This is a genomic window from Rummeliibacillus stabekisii (genome assembly GCF_007988965.1).
Lineage (GTDB): Bacteria > Bacillota > Bacilli > Bacillales_A > Planococcaceae > Rummeliibacillus > Rummeliibacillus stabekisii.
The window spans coordinates 871,852-889,672 of sequence record NZ_BJVD01000001.1; the positions used below are offsets into that span (position 1 = coordinate 871,852).

Here is a 17,821-nt window from a genome sequence, read left to right on the forward strand (position 1 = left end):
GCTAGTCTAAAAGAAAAACAGAAATATATAATAAAAATTTGATGTGTTTTACAGGAATAAAATACAAGAATTTCTCATTGTAGTGACCGACAAGCCTCCTAATAAATAAATTGAGGCTTATCATCACTCGAGAGATTCATAGCTACATATTCTTTACACATCAAATTAATATCCCAAAACTGAGAAGAAACTTTTATTCTAATCTTTCATTTTTATATTGTTCTCTTTTAACCATCATAGAAACATTGGCTAATATCCCCATAGCTAAAGATAACAAAATTACTGAGGTACCGCCATAACTTATAAATGGAAGCGGAACACCTGTTAGTGGAATAATACCGCTCAATCCACCAACATTGACAAATGTTTGAATGCCAATCCAACTACCGACTCCAGCAGCGATCATTCGAGCTAATGGATCTTTTGCTTTGATGGCAATACGCATTGATCGATAGACAATAAAACCTAAGCCAAACAGAACAACTGCAATCCCGAAAGTCCCCAACTCCTCTGAAATAATCGCTAGGATAAAGTCAGTCTGCGGCTCTGGAAGGTAGCCCATTTTTTGAACAGACTGGCCTAAACCAAGTCCCTTCACTCCACCTGAGCCAATAGCATAATATCCATTTACCATTTGATATCCAAAGGCATCCGCGTCCTTAAAAGGATCCAGATATGCTTTTAAACGCCCCATTCTACGTTCTGTAAAAAATGAATCTTTGAAAATAAACAAAAGTAAAAATACAGCGAGCATACCACCTATTAGCGTGCCGATAATTTTTCCGAATGTCTTAAATTTCATGCCACTTGCCGCCATTACGGAAAGGACAATGATCGTTAACAAGCCGATTGCCCCCATATCAGGTTCCAGAGCAATAAAGAATAATACAACCATAAACACACCAATAGGCGGCACGATTGATTCATTAATTATATCTATTTTACCTGTCTCACGTTTTTTAGTGAAAAAGGCTGCAAAGTAAAGGATCATACCTAGCTTAGCCAATTCGGAGGGCTGTAAGTTAAATAGACCAAGATTCAGCCAACTCTTTGCGCCAGAATTACCAGGGCTATACCCTACAAAAAAGACTGCGATTAATAAAAATAACATGGCGCCGATTATAAATAGCATCATCCTGCGGTCTTTATAGCGCTTGTATGGAATAATAAATCCTATTAAAAATGTAACCATTGCGAGTATAAGATTGACTAATTGTCTTTTATAGAAATAATCCGGTGCTTGTCCTAATGTATTGACAGCCCAAAACATACTGGAACTATAAATCATGACCAAACCGAACAAACATAGTAGTACAAAAGTAAAGAATAAAGGATAGTCAAAATACTTCGCATATTTTTTGAAATATGTTTTCATTTTATTACCTCTTCGTTTAGCAAAAAAACCCAAACAACGTTGTGTTTGAGTTTTCTTTTATTTCTCTGTGAATGCATCGTGCAAAGCAGATAATTCTTTCTCAAGTGAATCGAGAATCTCTCTGCCTTTATCACGTTCAAGCAATCCAAGTTTAACTGCAAAGTCAATTTCACGCGATAAACCAAACATTTGCGTGTCTAAAACTTCTTCATACAACGGACATTGAGGCATTGTCAAATGCTCCATTTGTACTCTTATTAATTTTGCTATTTTATCCGCATCGGCAATTAGGAGTTCCAATGCTTTCTCCTGATACGAATTTTGAGATTTTGTATCCATGAGGACGCCCCCATTACCTGATATTTCTTCAATTCTATCTTAATAAAGTTTATCTTTTATAAAAGGAAATTGCAAGCATCTATATAGTAAATTAAGAATCACCATATAATTTCTTTCTATCTTGTTCTTAAAAGCGTTATACTAAAAAAGAGTTTTGATTAGAGGAGGAAGATTTATGGAATCCATCATCCAAGTAAAAGGCGAAGTTAATTTTCAGATCACATTAGATCCAACAGTATGGATTTTTGATGACCGCAAACTTGATTTAGACCAATATTTCACTGAAAAACACGTTGAAATAGATGCTGATGAAGAGTATATCGAAAAAGCCGGAAAGTTTTGGTCTCGCGAAATTATGGAAGGCGCTACTTTCCCGCCAACTTTAAAAACAGAACGGAAATTCGACCGACAAAAAATGATGTCAGGCACATTTGGCATTAAAATCGAACCATTTATTCAAAATGCTGAACCTAAAACAGATGCAACGACTGTTATTTTTGGTACACAGAGCGGTGAACAGCATAGCTTCCCTATCGAAGAAGCCAAAACTTTCATTTTCCAATTTAGCCAAGAAGGAAAAATGTTATCACAGGATGGCCCTGTTTATTTATTATTTAATGATGGATCTAATCTTGAAAATCCTATTAAAGGAATCACATCATTAGAGGTGAAATAGGGGGGAACACAATGAGAGTTAAATGTGTGATTTGCGATGAATTTAGCGAAATCCCTGATTTTTCACCCCTTGCAAAGAAATTGCGAAATCGGCCAATTCATACGTTTATGTGTGAAACATGCCACGATCGTATATCTGAAAAAACGCATGAACGTTTAAAGACAGGCAAGTTCCGCTTTATTCGGCATACCAGCTTGCAGCAAGATAATTTCTAACTTCATAATAAAAGCTTTTATAAATAGGGTTGTTGCATCTCATGCAACAACTAATGGGAACGTCTAATTTGTGGACGTTCCTTTCTTATTTCGCCAGTTATTAAAGTAATTTATATTGTAATCCTACCAATGTACTTGAAGTTTATTACCAGTGGGGTCGTAAAAGTAGAAATAGGCATGCCCATCATCATCTTTTAGTATATCTTCGACCTTAACTTGATTATCCATTAAGTGTTGATGCAATGTTGATAATTTTGGACTTGTGAAGCCAATACTAAATGCTTCCTCATTATCGATTGTAAAATGCGCATATGTTTCATCTCCAGTCGAAACTAAGATAAGTAAAAATGAACCTTCATTTACTTTGATAACTGCTCGTTCCTCAGTAATATTTAATAACTGGAGTCCTAGTACATCTCTATACCATTGTGCAGAGAGTTCTAAATCTTTGACAGGTAATCTAATATAATGAACTTGTTCAATAAATGACTTCATCGTAGACTATTCTCCTTTATTAATACTTTTACTTATATTAAATAGTTCCCTTACTATATACCTTTTTCCTTCCCCCTATTGAATTAATCTTCTCTTCAAAAGAACAATCCTTACATAAAAAAAACGATGCCATAAAGGCATCGTTTTTTTATGATGTAGCTTCTTTCTTTTTATCCCGGCGCAATCGCATTCTATAGACAATAAGAACGAGAGCCGCAACAATCAATCCTTCTACCATTGGTAGGAAGAAAGCTAGGAATGTAAGGATGATACATCCAACAAATAAAAATACATAAATTACACCTGTTTGCCAAGGCTTTAGCCCTTCTCTGGCAAAACCAAGATGGTATACAATCGCTGTTAGCACAAAGATAACAGCAAATAATATATAACCAGCTACAGTGAAATTAGGGGCACCCTCGTAAATATAGCGAGCAACGCCGGACAGGCGCTCAAATACAAAATCGTGTCCATCTGACGTTGCAGTTGTAGATGTAGCAGCCTGTATAAAATTCAGTTTTAATAATAAAGCTGACTTAAACAAGTTCAACATCCTCCTAACTGGCGAATAATAGCTTACTCAGCGTTGCGTAGCTTTTTCGCTGCTTTTTCACGTTCATTTTTATTTAAAATCTGTTTGCGAAGACGAATAGATTCTGGTGTAATTTCTAGATATTCATCGTCATCCAAGAATTCTAATGCTTCTTCAAGCGTTAAGATTCGAGGAGTTTTGATTACGTTTGTTTGGTCTTTTGTTGCAGACCGCACGTTTGTTTTTTGTTTCATTTTTGTTATATTTACTGTGATGTCATTATCACGTGTATTTTGGCCAACGATCATGCCTTCATAGATTTCAGTACCTGGTTCAACGAATAAAATACCACGATCTTCTACTTGCATCATACCATAAGTAGTTGCTTTACCTGTTTCCATTGATACAAGTGCACCATTACGGCGACCACCAACACGACCTGAAGCTACTGGTTGGTAAGAATCAAAAGTATGGTTGATAATACCAAAACCTTTTGTTAATGACATAAATTCAGTTGTATAACCAATCAAACCGCGTGCTGGTACCATGAAGATCAAACGAACTTGTCCGTTGCCTTCATTGACCATATCTTGCATTTCACCTTTACGATCGCCTAATGATTCAATTATAGCACCTACTGAGTCTTCAGGCACGTCAATTTGAACACGTTCTACTGGTTCACATTTAACACCATCAATTTCACGAATAATAACTTTTGGCTTAGATACTTGCAGTTCATAACCTTCACGACGCATGTTTTCTACAAGAATAGATAAGTGAAGTTCACCACGTCCTGAAACAGTCCATGCATCAGGTGAATCTGTTGGTTCAACACGTAAAGAAACGTCAGTTTGTAATTGAGAATTTAAGCGTTCTTCAATTTTACGAGATGTGATCCATTTACCTTCACGTCCTGCAAATGGTGAATTGTTAACTAAGAACGTCATTTGTAATGTTGGTTCATCAATACGCATTGGAGGAAGCGGTTCTAAGTGGTCTTGAGGACACACTGTTTCACCTACATTGATTTCTTCCATACCGGATACAGCAATCAAATCGCCAGAATATGCTTCTTGGATTTCTTCACGTTTTAAACCGAAGAAACCAAACATTTTTGTTACACGGAAGTTTTTAACTGTGCCGTCCAGTTTTGCAAGTGATACTTGTTGACCAACATGAATAGTACCACGGAATACACGACCAATACCGATACGTCCAACGAAGTCATTATAATCAAGCAATGCTACTTGGAATTGCAATGGTTCATCGCGAGTATCCATTGGTGCTGGGATATGGCGAATAATTTCTTCAAATAAGCATTTCATGTTTTCTTCTTGTTTGCTTGGATCTGGATCTAGTGATGCAGTACCGTTAACACCAGAAGCAAATACTACTGGGAATTCAAGCTGATCTTCATCTGCTCCTAATTCGATCAAAAGATCAATTACTTCGTCCACAACTTCTTCAGGGCGTGCAGAATCTTTATCCACTTTGTTGACTACAACAATTGGCGTTAATTTTTGTTCTAACGCTTTTTTCAATACAAAACGTGTTTGAGGCATACAGCCTTCATATGCATCAACTACTAGTAATACTCCATCAACCATTTTAAGGATACGTTCAACTTCTCCACCGAAGTCAGCGTGTCCTGGTGTGTCAAGGATGTTAATTTTAGTATTCTCGTAGTTTACTGCTGTATTTTTCGCTAAAATTGTAATCCCGCGTTCGCGTTCGATATCATTAGAGTCCATTGCACGTTCTTCCACATGCTCATTTGAACGGAATGTACCTGATTGTTTTAATAATTGGTCGACTAATGTAGTTTTACCATGGTCGACGTGGGCAATAATTGCTATATTTCTGAGATCTTCTCTTAATTTTGTCATTATTCCACTCCACATTCTTTTTTCGAGTCCATAACTGTGCTATTATAGCACAAAAAATTCATTTTGTCTTATTAGCTTTTCCTTTTTATTTTTTTGTGTGAAAGGCTTGCTTAACTCTGTATTTCGTTCGACAATAGACATATCAAGTTTTTCTTGGAGGTTTAAACATGAAAGCAAAAATTGTGATGGCTATCTTTGCTCTAGCGGGCATTTTAGCGATGTGCTCTATTGGGTATGCGATTGCTGCTGGAAGCACTTTCGGTGCGATCGGTGGAATTGTAGCTGTAATCGTAGTATTTGGCTTAGCGTTCAAAACTAAACGCCAATTTCGTGATCAAGGGCTGTTATAATACTGTAAACTTTCCTTAGAAGGTTTTCCTACCCAGCAATGTGTGGGAAGAAGAGTCTGTAGAGTACCATCCCTTTTTCTATAGTAAAAGAAAAGAAGGATTGTCTGATAAAGTTGTTTAAAACTCAACTTCATTAGACAATCCTTTTCTTATTTTAATTCTATATAGTTTTCCACAATCTCTTTGTGAATGAAGGGATTGGCTATAATAAATGTATCCCGCTCCAGTAAATTTATCGGCTGGTTTTCTAAATTACTTGCAATAGCTCCTACTTCATTTGCGATCATAACGCCACCTGCTATATCCCATGGCGATAACCGCATTGAAAGATAAGCATCCATTCTTCCACTCGCAACAGAGACAATTTCTAAAGCTGCTGAACCATATGATCTTGTCCCTCTTACCTTATGTACAAGCTCAATCATTGGTTCATGCTTGATGCGTTTATTAGGCGTCGCCCATACAGCATTCAAACCAATAATCGCTTTGTCCAATGAAATTTCCTCTAATGCTTTTAATGGCTGATCATTCATGTATGCACCTTGTCCCTCAATCGCATGATATAGGTGATCTCTCATGACATCATATATGTAGCCTAGCTTTCCAATTCCATCAACATAAATACCAACCGAAATGGCAAAATTCCGATGCTGACGTACGAAATTCATTGTTCCATCAATAGGATCGATAATCCATACAACTCCATCGAGTGATTGAATTTTCTCGCCCATCCCTTCTTCCCCAATAATTTTATGAGAGGAATTAAAGGTGCGAATTTTTTCGATGAAAAACAATTCAATTTCACGGTCTATATTTGTGACTAAATCATTTGCATCGGCTTTTGTCTCGATTGTCCACTTTTCAGAAAAGGATTGTCTGATTCGATCTCCGGCTTGGAGTATAATTGATTTCGCATACACATCTATCTTAGATAATTCCATAAATCCCCCACCCTACTTTTTAGAAACCTTTTGATTTTTTTATTATAACAAAAAAAACACCTGCTTCTCATATTGATTAGCAAGTGTCACTATGAAGTGAAAGCGGTTATTTCTTTAGGCGAATGCATGGAAAGCCTCCAGTTCCATATGAATTTCCGCTAATCTCGCCTTACTTTCTGACATTTGTTTTGCGTCATTTTTTTGGATGGCGTCATATAATGTAGCCAATTCATAATCCACTTCTAATTGAAGACCTTTAATATATTGCTTCTCAAAATCCACTTTACGTATAATATGCACGACCTGTTTCATGATATCAGCTCCTTTGTACTTTTTATCAATTCACTCTTTTTATGCTAATGACTATAGCAAGATTGGTAAGTGCTTCTACAAGATTTTTTCCCATATTTCGCATAAAATAAACATAAATCTTTACAAAAGGAGAGGAAATAAGTGGCTGTAAAATGGACAACCGATGATTTTGATGTTTTTAATATACCCGGCCTAGAGCAGCGTATGGAAGCTCTAACAGAGCATGTGCGTCCTAAATTTGAAGAGCTCGCAAAAACGTACACTACATACTTTACATCTAAGACAGGTATTGAATTTTATCCGCATATCGCAAGACACGCTAGAAGGAAAGTGAATCCTCCGATTGATAGCTGGGTTGCATTTGCGCCAAATAAACGAGGTTATAAAGCGTTGCCCCACTTTGAGATTGGTCTTTTTGAATCGCACGTTTTTATTATTCTTTGTGCTATTTATGAAGCGCCTACTAAAAAAGCTATTGCAGATAACCTATTAAACAATCTTGAAACTGTTAAGGCACTGCCCCATTCTTTTTTTGTAACCGGCGATCATTTTGATCCTAAAGGGACCTCCCTTAACGAGGCGATTGCAGATGGGACGCTAGAAAAACTGCTTATTCGTTTAAAGGAAGTTAAAAAAGGCGAGTTTTTGATTGGTTTGCAAATACCAAGGGAAGAAGCAATACAACTTTCAGGAGAAGAATTTGAAGAGAAAACAGAAGAAACATTAGAAGAGCTTATGCCAATTTATAGGCTAATGGCTTCCGCCGATTTAACCTAGGTATCAAAGAAGCAATCGATACACTGCAAATTGCAGAAGTTTTCGATTGCTTTTTTTTTGCTTAAGTGCGTATTTATATTTGTATCTAGCGACTTTTTTTCTCACCTTTGATGATTGTGCCATTTTCTTTTGTTTTTGTCTGCTTCACAATATCATAACTAACATATCCGCTTTCTTCTTCAAACTCGCGAAAAATAGTTTTTTCTTCTGCCATTGATGGGACTATTTCTTTAAATCTACGGTATTTAGATAAAACTTCTTCTCTTTGTACACCTTTTTCATAAGCTTTCTCTACTGTTTGAAAAAAGGCAATGACGTCTACAATTTCGTTTGTTGACCATTCAATTGAAAATGGGTATGAATATTCCATGCTATTACCTGCCTAACTTTATATAGTGTGTTTTGTTCATTGTAAACGCTGAATAAAGAAAACTGCAACCGTTGTTGTTTATTAGCATATTCCCCGGGAAATGAAATTATTCATGCTTATTGTGTCGATGTGTATCCTGTATTCTTATCAAGACACTTATTGAAACAACATAAAAAAAGATTGCACCAGGAAATCATATACTTTGATTTCCTGGGCAATCCATTCATGTTAGTCTACTTTATTCTCGTGTGCCCGGTCTTTTTTCAGGATTCTAGAGAGTAATTCATATACTAATGGCACAATTAATAGTGTTAAAATAGTCGAACTGATTAATCCACCGATTACCGTTACACCAACGCCTTTTGAAATCAAGCCGCCGCCTTCTGCTCCGATAGCAAGAGGTATTAAAGCACCAATTGTTGCAATAGCTGTCATGAGGATTGGTCGCAAACGAGTTGCTCCTGCTTCAAGTATGGCTTCACGCATGCTTTTGCCTGCATGTTCCATATGAATGATCCGATCGACAAGCACGATGGCATTCGTCACCACTATACCAATCAGCATTAATAAACCGATTAGAGAAGATACACTAATGGTTTCACCAGAAATGTATAGAGCGACTAATGCACCGATCACTGTAAATGGTAATGAGAATAGGATAGCGAATGGCGCTAAACCTTCTCCGAACGTTACCACTAATGTAAAGTAAACGATAGCAATGGCTGCAACAATAGCTAAGCCTAATTGTCCGAAGGCTTCATTCATATCCTCTGCTACCCCACCAGTGTCTACTTCTACACTATTTGGCAAATCAAGTTTCTTAATTTCTTTTTCTACCCCTGAAGATGCTTTTGTAACATCTTTGGATGTCACTGTTGCCGTTACATCCGCATAGACTTTACCTTTACTACGGTTTATTTGATTAGAAGTCGTGCCTTCTTTCACATCAGCTACATCTGAAATTTTCACTTTTTTCCCTAATGGAGAATCAACAGTCTCATTTAAGACATCCTTGAATTCATCAGGAGATGCTGCTTCCTTATGAACATTCACATCGAGTTCCTTACCTTCTCTTGTAACTGTAGTCAATACTTCAGTTTGCGTATTTGGGTTGATCGCCATGGCGATTTGGCCAGTTGTCAGCCCCAATGCTTTCGCTTTATCTTGATCGATCACCAATGTTTTTTCTTCATAGTTTTCAGCAAGCGAAGACTTCGCATCTTTTAGATGATCTTGCTTTTTCATAATGTTCTTGATTTTATTTACTACTGGTTTAATATCTTCCACTGTATTGCCGTAAACTGAGTAAGAAATTTCATTGCTTGAACCTGTTGATGAAAAGTCTTGGCTCTTCCATTTACCTTCATGGCCGATATTTTCTACTTCTTTAATTAACGATTCTTTTTTATCACCAAAGTTTTGCGTGTCTTTGTCATAAATAACATAGACAAGAGCGCCATTGCTGTTACCTGGACTCATTGGATTTGCTCCGCCAACAGAAGATTGTACTGTGTCTACATTTTTCTTCTTCATAGCGACTTTTTCAATCTCTTCCACTTTCTCTAGAACTTGGTCACGTGTTTCACCAGGCTTCGGTGTATATGTTAAATATACCATTTTTTGTTCATCATCTGGAAGGAAACTAAACCCTACTAAAGGTGCTAAGAATAAGCTCGCAACTAAAATCACGACTGAAAGAATAGAAGTAATCCATTTATGGTTTAATACCCATTCTAGAATTCGCTTATATCCATTTGCCAACTTGCCGTGCTCTTCTTTTTTCGTCTTTTTCTGACCATACAACTCTTTTTTAAACAATGAGTGTGCCATAACAGGTACAATCGTTACGGCCACAATGAGAGATGCGATTAACGCAAACGCCATCGTTAATCCAAATGGCAAGAATAATTCTCCGACCATGCCGCCCACTAAACCCAACGGCAAGAATACAGCAATTGTTACGATTGTTGAAGACAAGATTGGTTTGAACATTTCCATTGTCGCTTCACGAATCAATGCTCGGCCATGCAGTTTTTCGCCTTCAAGATAAATTCTGCGATAAATATTTTCAATTACAACAATCGAGTCATCAATAACACGCCCAATTGCAACAGTCATCGCGCCTAATGTCATCATATTGAGTGAAATATCCATCTGTTTCAAGACACCTACTGCAATCAATAATGACATCGGGATAGAGATAACTGAGATAATAGTAGAACGAATATTGCGTAGGAACAACATAATGATAATGACAGCGAAAATGGCACCGAATAATGCTTTATCAAGCATTGTTTGGACTGACTCTTCAATTGGCTGTCCTTGGTCAAGTGTAACCTCAATATCCATTCCTTTGTTTTCTTTTTCAAACTTGTTAGAAGCTTTTTTTACATCATTTACTACATTGACTGTATTCGCTTCTTGCGATTTAACAACCTGAACAGCGATTGCATTTTGGCCATTTGTACGTGATACTGACTCAACTTCACCGATCACTTTAATTTTAGCTAATTCCCCTAAATTTACGAATGGCTTCGCAGGAGGTGCTTGTTGCATGCCTTGTGCAGCACTGGCTTGCGAAGCATCACCTTGTGCAGCATCTGCTGGTTGTTGAGCTTGAGATGAATTCCCCATTGATACAGGAATACTTAATTTTTTCAAATCTTTAATAGTTGTCATTTTACCATCAACAACTACAGATTGTTCTTCATCCTTAAATTGGAACATACCTAGCGGAACTTTTGTATCCATTGCTTTCACATATTGCTTAATTGAATCTTCTGTTAAGCCATATTGAGCTAATTTCTTTTGGTCATATGTAAGCTCGACCTTTTCCACTTGTTGCCCGGAAACTGATACTGAGGATACACCGTCAATACCTTCTAGTTTCGGTACAAAGTAATTTTCGGTGGTTTTTGTTAGGTCTGCGATTGACTGATCTTTATTAGCTACACTTAACGCTACGATTGGAAATGCATTAATATTAATGCGATCAACGGTAGGTTTTTGAGCTGTTTCTGGAAGTTCTACTTTCTCAATCGCTTCCTTAATATTACCCACAGCTTCTTTCATATCTGTTCCATACTTGAATTCAATTTGCAGACTAGAAGCATTTTGATAAGAGTTGGAGTAAACAGAAGAAACTCCCTTTAAATGATTGACTGCCTTTTCATAAGGAATAGATATGTCATCAGCTACTTGTTGCGGAGTGGCACCTGGATAAACAGTTGTTACAGTAGCAACAGGCACTGAAATATCCGGTATTGTTTCTAGCTTCATCTTAAGCCCCGAATAAAGGCCTGCAGCTGCTACAATTATGGTCAATAGCCAAACTGCTAGTTTATTTTTCAGCACAAATTTAATAAGCGAATTCATTCATACACCGTCCTTTTTTGACTTACTGGTCACAATTCAATATAATAAATGACTAGCTGGTCAAAAGTCAAATTATAGAAAGAAAGTATCATAGAAAGAGTGAAACAATGTCAAAACGAGACCTAATTATCGAAAAGTCTATGGAAATCTTATCCGAGCGTACCATTTCATCTACATCTATACAAGATATTACAGCAGCATGCGGAATATCTAAAGGCGCGTTTTATCTTTCTTTTAAATCTAAGGAAGAACTCTTAATTGCAATATTTGAATATATTATTCGAGATATCACAGCAAAGTATCAGGTTCTCTTAAATTTACAAGCGGAACCTAGGGAGAAACTAATACAGTATTTTGTTATTTCTTTTCAATTTGTCGAAAAGAATTATCCTTTTTTAATGGCACACGGTCGTGAGCTGATTAATATTATAGACCCTAATGCCCTGGAAGAAATCATTCAACAGTTCAAGAGAGCTGATTATGTCGCCTTGTTTCTTTTAGATGAGGTATATGGTAATCAAATATCTCAAAACAAATATGACCTTGTCGTATGTATTCAAGGGTTAGTAAAAAGCTATACAGAGATCATTATGAACCCTAAGCAACGCGTCGACTATTATGAAATGAGCAAGATACTTGCACACCATATTGATGTATTGGCCACAGCTCCAATTGAGCCGTTAATTACAAAAGAAATGTTTGAGTTAAATCATAAAAAAAGCCGACATTTGGAAAAAGAAGAGTTACTATCAGAAATTGAAAAGTGCAAAAAGGATATTCTAGATGATGCAGTATTACAAGACACATTCGATTTGCTAACGGAAGAATTGCAGAAGGAATCTCCACGTAAAGCCTTGTTGCTCGGCATGTCATCAAATTTAACTGCAAGCAATGAACTTCGTTGGCTTGCTACATTAATCAAACAATATAGCCATCATATGTATGAAAAAAGCAGGACAAATTAAATTGTCCTGCTTTTTATTATTAGTCTGCGATTAGTAGCCCCATACCATTGCAAGAAGCGTACCAAACACCGTAATTAAACCTACAACTACTGCATAAATAATAGTGACGTAGAGAGATTTTTTGTCATCAGTTTCACCGATATGCATAAATAGTATCAGTTGGACTAGCGCTTGAGCAGCAGCTGTAATCAGCAAGATGGTCATAGCCAATCCATTAGACATACCTTTGAACATAATAACAGTTAACGCAGCGAGTGTTAAAAGAAGAGAACCTACGAACCCTAATACGTGCTCTTTAGGAAAAAGTTCTTTCATATTACAACACTCCTTTCAAGTACACAAAACTGAAGATGAAGATCCATACAACATCAAGGAAGTGCCAATACAGTGAAAAGATAAATGCTTTATTAGCTGTTTTCGCATTCAAGCCATGTCTCTTAATTTGAATAAGGATGGCTGATCCCCATAGGAAACCAAATGTTACGTGGGCACCATGCGTGCCTAATAAAGTCATTAAAGCTGACATAAACGCACTTGTTGTAATTGTTGCACCATCATGAATATATGTTAAGAACTCGTTAATTTCTACGCCAAGGAATACTAAGCCAAGAAGTAACGTAATGATGTAGAATACCATCATCGCTTTCTTACGACCAATACGCATTGCATGAACGCCTAAACCGATTAAGAAACTACTTGTTAACAACACAAATGTTTCTATTAATACTGGTGGCATTTCAAATATTTCTTTACCTGTTGGGCCAGTACCTGTGCGATCTGCTAATGCAAAATAAACACTAAATAATGTCGCGAAAAGAACAATTTCTGCTCCTAAGAATACCCAGAAACCAAAGATTTTCATCTCGTTCTCATGTGTGCGGTATTCAAGTGGGGCTGATGTATTTTCTTTAGACATTATTGTTCACCTCCCAAACGTCTTTCTGTTTCAACAATTTCAGCCACTTCGATGTAATGGCCATCATCTTTTTCAAATGAACGATATGCCAAGAATCCGAGAGTTGCTAGACCAAAGACAATTACTCCAGCCCATACACTAAATACGAAGAAGAAAGCAAACAAGAACATAACACCGGCCATCCACATTGGCGCACTACTATTATTCGGCATATGAATTCGTTCATACTCGCCAGCAGTAATGTCTCTACCTTCTTTTTTCGCAAACCAATATTCATCCAACTGGTTGATTTTTGGTACTACTGCAAAGTTGTACTCTGGAACTGGACTGTGTGTTGCCCATTCAAGTGAACGTGCATCCCAAGGATCTCCAGTTGTTTCGCGTGGACTGTGACGGAAGCTGTAGTAGATGTTGTAGCATAGTAAGATAAAGCCTACACCCATCATTAAAGCTCCAAGGAACGATACCATATTCAATGGACCATAGCCTGTGTCAGCTGAATATGTGTACATACGACGCGCATAACCATCTAAACCTAAAATGAATAGTGGGAAGAACGCAATGTTAAATCCTAAAATGATAAACCAGAAAGCAGATTTACCTAATTTTTCATTCAAACGGAAACCAAAGATTTTTGGCCACCAGTAGTGGTAACCTGCTAGTACACCAAATACTACCCCAGGAATCAATACATAGTGGAAGTGAGCTACCAAGAACATTGTATTATGGTATTGATAGTCAGCACTTGCCATAGCAAGCATAACCCCTGTTACCCCACCAATTGTAAAAATTGGGATAAACGCTAATGCATAAAGCATTGGAGTCGTAAATTGGATTTTCCCGTGCCTCATCGTCAGAAGCCAGTTAAATATTTTTACACCTGTCGGCACTGCAATCAACATAGTTGTAGTAGAGAAGACGCCGTTAACCATTACACCGTGTCCCATAGTATAGAAGTGATGAGCCCATACCATGAAGGATAGTAACGAGATAATGACCATACTCATAACCATTGATTTATAGCCGTAAAGGTTTTTGCGTGCAAATGTCGCGATAATTTCACTGTAAATACCGAATGCAGGAAGTATAACAATATATACTTCTGGATGTCCCCATACCCAGAATAGGTTTGCCCACATCATGTCCATACCGCCATCTTGCATTGCGAAGAATTTTGTACCGAACTGGCGGTCCAAAGTCATTAATGCTAGCGCTACAGTTAATACAGGGAATGCAAATGTAATAATAACGTTTGTAATCAATGCGGACCAAGTAAACATTGGCATTTTCATTAATTTCATGCCAGGTGCACGCATTTTAAATATAGTTGTAATAAAGTTGATACCTGTCATTAAAGTACCAATACCTGAAATTTGAAGAGCCCAAGCGTAATAGTTATTCCCTACACCTGGATTGAATTCAGTACCTGCCAACGGGAAGTAAGCTGTCCAGCCGGCATTTGGCGAACCCCCGATAACAAATGATACATTCAACAAACCGGCACCTGCTGCAAATAGCCAGAAGCTAAGAGCATTCAGACGTGGAAATGCAACGTCTCGAGCACCAATTTGTAGCGGTACTACAATATTCATCAAACCAATGATGAATGGCATTGCCATGAATAAAATCATGATCAAACCATGTGTAGTAAAGATTTCATTATAGTGTTCGGAGTTTAATAATCCGTTTTCTGGTATAGCTGTTTGAGCACGCATTAATAAAGCATCAATACCGCCTCTAAACAACATGATAAGCGCTACAAAGACGTACATAACGCCAATTTTTTTATGGTCAACAGTAGTTAGCCAGTTTTTATATAACCAGCCCCACTTTTTGAAATAAGTCAAACCTGCAACAACAGCAATAGCTCCTACGATGATACTGATACCAGCCGCTAAAATCATCGGCTCTTTCATCGGAGCGAATAACTCATCAAAACTCATGTGTGTAACTCCTTTCATTCTTTAGAATGATAAATTAATGAGACATATCCATGCCTTCCATATCCTTATCCTTCATATTCTCCATATCGTGTTTCCCATGTTTTCCATGTTCCATTGGAGCTGGTCTAAAGGTTAGGTGAGTAGATGAATAACTTTTACGTCCTACAAAAGAAGTTTTTAATAGCTTATCGAACTCTTTTTCAGTCAATTTAGGTTCTTTCGCTTTTACATCTTTTATCCATTCATCAAAATCTTTTTGTGACATTGCTTGAGCCTCAAACTCCATTTGAGCAAAGCCTTCACCGCTAAAGTTTGAATTTCGGCCCATATAAGAACCTTCTTGGTCAGCAGCTAGGTGAATTTTTGTAAGCATATCACTCATTGCATATTTTTGACCTGCTAATTGTGGAATCCAAAAACTTGTAATCGGACCGAATGAATATAACCTAAATTCAATTGGTCGGTCTGTCGGGATGTTCACATAATTTACAGTTTCAACACCTTGTTCTGGATAGCTAAAGTGCCATTTCCAGTTTGAAGAAGATGCATATATAACGAGCGGTTCTTTATTACCATAACCCTCTGGTTTCTTTTCAACTTTTGATGTTGTAAACACTGTTACAATCGCAAGTGCTGTAACAATAAGGATTGGTATTACTGTCCAAACAACTTCCAGTACTTTGCTGCCCTCTTCGTGCGGCGGCTCATAATCTGGCGCTTGTTTTGACGCACGATATTTTGAAAGCATGTTAATCAAAAGAACATATACGACTAATAGAATGACAAGCATTACGATAATCGACATTATGATTGTGTTTGACAACGTTCTTGCATTAGGACCTTTTGGATCAAAGATCATCAAAGGCTGACATCCTGATAAAACAAGTGTCAAGAATGCCATAACAAAAGGTAAGATTAACACTTTTTTCTTCATAATTTTACTCCCTTCTCAAGAAAACAAATAAAAACATTATAAAGTGTTTTAATGAATTGTTGGTCCCTTCTAGAAACTAATTTCTACAAGCTTTCCTTTTATAATTGAAAAAACATAAAAGTAAAAGTATAAAACTACTTGTTGAGACTTTTTTACATTTCCACTTTATATATAGTAGAAAATAACAACAGCAATTTTAATTCACCTTACTTCCCTATAAATTCAATCATTCTTTTCTTGATTCATATGAATTATACTCCAACCGATTTTTATTAAAAGAAAAAAGCACTCATTATCACAATTCATTCAAGGATTTTTGAACGTTGTGTGTATTAACTTTGAACAAAATGTGTACGAAGAAAAAAACTAAAATATAGTTCTAAAAAAGGAAAGTTTTTGATGCTTTTTTGCTTTAAATTGAATGCAAAAATTAAAATTTTACAAAAAATAAAACCCACCAAAGGATGGAATCTTTGATGAGTTTTTACTTTTAAAGAGCAGGTGCAGCTCCACCATCTATATTAATGGCAGTACCGCTTACATATGACGCTGCATCTGAAGCTAAGAATGTAATCACATTTGCTGCTTCAACAGTGTCCCCAATCCTACCAAGCGGAATGGATTTCCCCACTTCTTTTGAGTATTCTTCCCAAGATAGCTGTGGTGATTCATGTTTCCACTTTTCTTCTATTTGCGCACTGCGAATTAATCCAATGCAGACAGTATTGACCCTTATGTTTAATGAGCCTACATCTTTGCTCATCGCATTTGTAAGTGCCATTCCAGCTGCACGGCTTACAGTAGTTGGCAGTGAAGATGCTGGAGGAGTTTTCCCTAAAACGGCAGTAACATTTACAATTGATCCTCCACCTGCCGCTTCCATATGTGGAATCGCTGCCTTTGCCGTATGAATTGCGCCAAATAACTTTAAATTCAAATCGCTTTTCCAAAAGTCTGTATCTACATCTAAAAATGAATGAGCAGCTGAAGTACCCGCATTATTAACTAAAATATTAATTTTTCCATATTTCTGTATGGTTTGCTCGATCAGGTTTTGGCAATCTTTTTCATTCGTCACATCTGCGACAACAGCAAATGCCTCTTTTCCTGTCGATTCTTTTATTTCTTTTATCGCTTCATCGAGAGAAGTTGCCGTACGCGCACATATTACTACTTCTGCTCCCTCTTCAACTAATTTTTTTGCTGTAGCGAGTCCAATACCTTTGCTGCCTCCCGTTACAATCGCTACTTTATCTCTTAATTTTAAATCCATTAACAGCACTCCCTTTTTATAATTCATGCACTCTTTAACTTTACCTTCTCCTACGTCTTTCAAACATTTTTATGCAGTGAATGCAGGATTTATTAAAGCATCATTAAGAAGTATAGGGTAGGAGACTAACAAGCAACTACATTCGAT

The 17,821-nt window shown here is 37.0% G+C and carries 19 protein-coding genes; 5 read left to right on the plus strand and 14 right to left on the minus strand.

The window, feature by feature from the left end; all coding sequences use genetic code 11:
* Window positions 1-193: 193 nt before the first annotated feature.
* Window positions 194-1,375, minus strand: a complete 1,182-nt coding sequence (locus tag RST01_RS04380) for an FtsW/RodA/SpoVE family cell cycle protein (RefSeq protein WP_147194325.1) — start codon at window positions 1,373-1,375, stop codon at window positions 194-196.
* Window positions 1,376-1,432: 57 nt separating this feature from the next.
* Entirely contained in the window at window positions 1,433-1,714 is a 282-nt protein-coding gene (locus RST01_RS04385) for an Fpa/YlaN family protein (RefSeq protein ID WP_066785098.1), read from the minus strand.
* Window positions 1,715-1,889: 175 nt separating this feature from the next.
* On the opposite strand from RST01_RS04385, the gene RST01_RS04390 reads away from it, so the two are divergent.
* Both RST01_RS04390 and RST01_RS04395 read left to right on the plus strand, forming a co-directional pair.
* Entirely contained in the window at window positions 1,890-2,390 is a 501-nt protein-coding gene (locus RST01_RS04390; protein ID WP_147194328.1) for a peptidyl-prolyl cis-trans isomerase, read from the plus strand.
* Window positions 2,391-2,401: 11 nt separating this feature from the next.
* On the plus strand, window positions 2,402-2,605 hold the full coding sequence (locus RST01_RS04395; protein WP_066785092.1) for a YlaI family protein: 204 nt from the start codon (window positions 2,402-2,404) through the stop codon (window positions 2,603-2,605).
* A gap of 123 nt (window positions 2,606-2,728) precedes the next feature.
* On the opposite strand, the gene RST01_RS04400 is transcribed toward RST01_RS04395, so the two are convergent.
* The 3 genes from RST01_RS04400 to typA form a co-directional block, all read right to left on the minus strand.
* Window positions 2,729-3,100 (minus strand): VOC family protein, encoded by a 372-nt coding sequence (locus RST01_RS04400; RefSeq protein WP_147194331.1) that lies wholly within the window; start codon window positions 3,098-3,100, stop codon window positions 2,729-2,731.
* A 148-nt stretch (window positions 3,101-3,248) separates the two neighbouring features.
* Window positions 3,249-3,644 carry a YlaH-like family protein gene (locus tag RST01_RS04405; protein ID WP_371859432.1) on the minus strand — a complete coding sequence of 132 codons (396 nt, stop codon included), beginning with the start codon at window positions 3,642-3,644 and terminating at the stop codon, window positions 3,249-3,251.
* A 32-nt stretch (window positions 3,645-3,676) separates the two neighbouring features.
* The gene (typA, locus tag RST01_RS04410) at window positions 3,677-5,518 is read right to left on the minus strand and encodes a translational GTPase TypA (RefSeq protein WP_147194336.1); all 1,842 of its coding nucleotides are present in this window, start codon (window positions 5,516-5,518) and stop codon (window positions 3,677-3,679) included.
* 167 nt (window positions 5,519-5,685) lie between these two features.
* On the opposite strand from typA, the gene RST01_RS04415 reads away from it, so the two are divergent.
* Window positions 5,686-5,868 (plus strand): DUF5325 family protein, encoded by a 183-nt coding sequence (locus tag RST01_RS04415; protein ID WP_147194339.1) that lies wholly within the window; start codon window positions 5,686-5,688, stop codon window positions 5,866-5,868.
* Between the two features lie 149 nt (window positions 5,869-6,017).
* Here the strand turns inward: RST01_RS04415 and RST01_RS04420 are convergent, their stop codons facing one another.
* Window positions 6,018-6,809, minus strand: a complete 792-nt coding sequence (locus tag RST01_RS04420; RefSeq protein ID WP_147194342.1) for an inositol monophosphatase family protein — start codon at window positions 6,807-6,809, stop codon at window positions 6,018-6,020.
* A 114-nt stretch (window positions 6,810-6,923) separates the two neighbouring features.
* The gene (locus tag RST01_RS04425; RefSeq protein WP_066785078.1) at window positions 6,924-7,121 is read right to left on the minus strand and encodes a YkzI domain-containing protein; all 198 of its coding nucleotides are present in this window, start codon (window positions 7,119-7,121) and stop codon (window positions 6,924-6,926) included.
* Between the two features lie 141 nt (window positions 7,122-7,262).
* Here RST01_RS04425 and RST01_RS04430 point away from each other — a divergent pair, with 141 nt between their 5' ends.
* Window positions 7,263-7,898 (plus strand): YktB family protein, encoded by a 636-nt coding sequence (locus RST01_RS04430; protein WP_147194345.1) that lies wholly within the window; start codon window positions 7,263-7,265, stop codon window positions 7,896-7,898.
* Window positions 7,899-7,983: 85 nt separating this feature from the next.
* Here the strand turns inward: RST01_RS04430 and RST01_RS04435 are convergent, their stop codons facing one another.
* Together RST01_RS04435 and RST01_RS04440 are read right to left on the minus strand one after the other, a co-directional pair.
* Window positions 7,984-8,268, minus strand: a complete 285-nt coding sequence (locus tag RST01_RS04435) for a UPF0223 family protein (RefSeq protein WP_147194348.1) — start codon at window positions 8,266-8,268, stop codon at window positions 7,984-7,986.
* Between the two features lie 228 nt (window positions 8,269-8,496).
* Window positions 8,497-11,643, minus strand: coding sequence for an efflux RND transporter permease subunit (locus tag RST01_RS04440; RefSeq protein WP_147194351.1), 3,147 nt, complete (start codon window positions 11,641-11,643; stop codon window positions 8,497-8,499).
* A gap of 107 nt (window positions 11,644-11,750) precedes the next feature.
* On the opposite strand from RST01_RS04440, the gene RST01_RS04445 reads away from it, so the two are divergent.
* Window positions 11,751-12,608 (plus strand): TetR/AcrR family transcriptional regulator, encoded by an 858-nt coding sequence (locus RST01_RS04445; protein WP_147194354.1) that lies wholly within the window; start codon window positions 11,751-11,753, stop codon window positions 12,606-12,608.
* 30 nt (window positions 12,609-12,638) lie between these two features.
* On the opposite strand, the gene qoxD is transcribed toward RST01_RS04445, so the two are convergent.
* The 5 genes from qoxD to RST01_RS04470 all read right to left on the minus strand — a co-directional run bounded on the left by qoxD (window position 12,639) and on the right by RST01_RS04470 (window position 17,674).
* Complete coding sequence (gene qoxD / locus RST01_RS04450; protein WP_147194357.1) at window positions 12,639-12,923, minus strand: cytochrome aa3 quinol oxidase subunit IV; 285 nt, start codon at window positions 12,921-12,923, stop codon at window positions 12,639-12,641.
* Window position 12,924: 1 nt separating this feature from the next.
* A complete protein-coding gene (gene qoxC, locus RST01_RS04455; RefSeq protein ID WP_066785060.1) occupies window positions 12,925-13,524 on the minus strand; it encodes a cytochrome aa3 quinol oxidase subunit III in 600 nt (199 codons plus the stop codon).
* Complete coding sequence (qoxB, locus tag RST01_RS04460) at window positions 13,524-15,467, minus strand: cytochrome aa3 quinol oxidase subunit I (protein WP_066785056.1); 1,944 nt, start codon at window positions 15,465-15,467, stop codon at window positions 13,524-13,526. Before qoxB ends, qoxC begins: the two co-directional genes overlap by 1 nt.
* A 34-nt stretch (window positions 15,468-15,501) precedes the next feature.
* A complete protein-coding gene (gene qoxA / locus RST01_RS04465) occupies window positions 15,502-16,401 on the minus strand; it encodes a cytochrome aa3 quinol oxidase subunit II (RefSeq protein ID WP_147194359.1) in 900 nt (299 codons plus the stop codon).
* Between the two features lie 490 nt (window positions 16,402-16,891).
* Window positions 16,892-17,674 (minus strand): SDR family NAD(P)-dependent oxidoreductase, encoded by a 783-nt coding sequence (locus tag RST01_RS04470; protein WP_147194362.1) that lies wholly within the window; start codon window positions 17,672-17,674, stop codon window positions 16,892-16,894.
* Between the last annotated feature and the right edge of the window lie 147 nt (window positions 17,675-17,821).

What these genes read in the sequence shown, in the direction of transcription:
- qoxA (WP_147194359.1), bottom strand. Translation starts at nt 16,401, where the DNA reads ATGAAGAAAAAAGTGTTAATCTTACCTTTTGTTATGGCATTCTTGACA.
- RST01_RS04440 (WP_147194351.1), bottom strand. Translation starts at nt 11,643, where the DNA reads ATGAATTCGCTTATTAAATTTGTGCTGAAAAATAAACTAGCAGTTTGG.
- typA (WP_147194336.1), bottom strand. Translation starts at nt 5,518, where the DNA reads ATGACAAAATTAAGAGAAGATCTCAGAAATATAGCAATTATTGCCCAC.
- RST01_RS04415 (WP_147194339.1), top strand. Translation starts at nt 5,686, where the DNA reads ATGAAAGCAAAAATTGTGATGGCTATCTTTGCTCTAGCGGGCATTTTA.
- qoxB (WP_066785056.1), bottom strand. Translation starts at nt 15,467, where the DNA reads ATGAGTTTTGATGAGTTATTCGCTCCGATGAAAGAGCCGATGATTTTA.
- RST01_RS04425 (WP_066785078.1), bottom strand. Translation starts at nt 7,121, where the DNA reads ATGAAACAGGTCGTGCATATTATACGTAAAGTGGATTTTGAGAAGCAA.
- RST01_RS04395 (WP_066785092.1), top strand. Translation starts at nt 2,402, where the DNA reads ATGAGAGTTAAATGTGTGATTTGCGATGAATTTAGCGAAATCCCTGAT.
- RST01_RS04390 (WP_147194328.1), top strand. Translation starts at nt 1,890, where the DNA reads ATGGAATCCATCATCCAAGTAAAAGGCGAAGTTAATTTTCAGATCACA.
- RST01_RS04400 (WP_147194331.1), bottom strand. Translation starts at nt 3,100, where the DNA reads ATGAAGTCATTTATTGAACAAGTTCATTATATTAGATTACCTGTCAAA.
- RST01_RS04445 (WP_147194354.1), top strand. Translation starts at nt 11,751, where the DNA reads ATGTCAAAACGAGACCTAATTATCGAAAAGTCTATGGAAATCTTATCC.
- RST01_RS04435 (WP_147194348.1), bottom strand. Translation starts at nt 8,268, where the DNA reads ATGGAATATTCATACCCATTTTCAATTGAATGGTCAACAAACGAAATT.
- qoxC (WP_066785060.1), bottom strand. Translation starts at nt 13,524, where the DNA reads ATGTCTAAAGAAAATACATCAGCCCCACTTGAATACCGCACACATGAG.
- RST01_RS04470 (WP_147194362.1), bottom strand. Translation starts at nt 17,674, where the DNA reads ATGGATTTAAAATTAAGAGATAAAGTAGCGATTGTAACGGGAGGCAGC.
- qoxD (WP_147194357.1), bottom strand. Translation starts at nt 12,923, where the DNA reads ATGAAAGAACTTTTTCCTAAAGAGCACGTATTAGGGTTCGTAGGTTCT.
- RST01_RS04380 (WP_147194325.1), bottom strand. Translation starts at nt 1,375, where the DNA reads ATGAAAACATATTTCAAAAAATATGCGAAGTATTTTGACTATCCTTTA.
- RST01_RS04420 (WP_147194342.1), bottom strand. Translation starts at nt 6,809, where the DNA reads ATGGAATTATCTAAGATAGATGTGTATGCGAAATCAATTATACTCCAA.
- RST01_RS04385 (WP_066785098.1), bottom strand. Translation starts at nt 1,714, where the DNA reads ATGGATACAAAATCTCAAAATTCGTATCAGGAGAAAGCATTGGAACTC.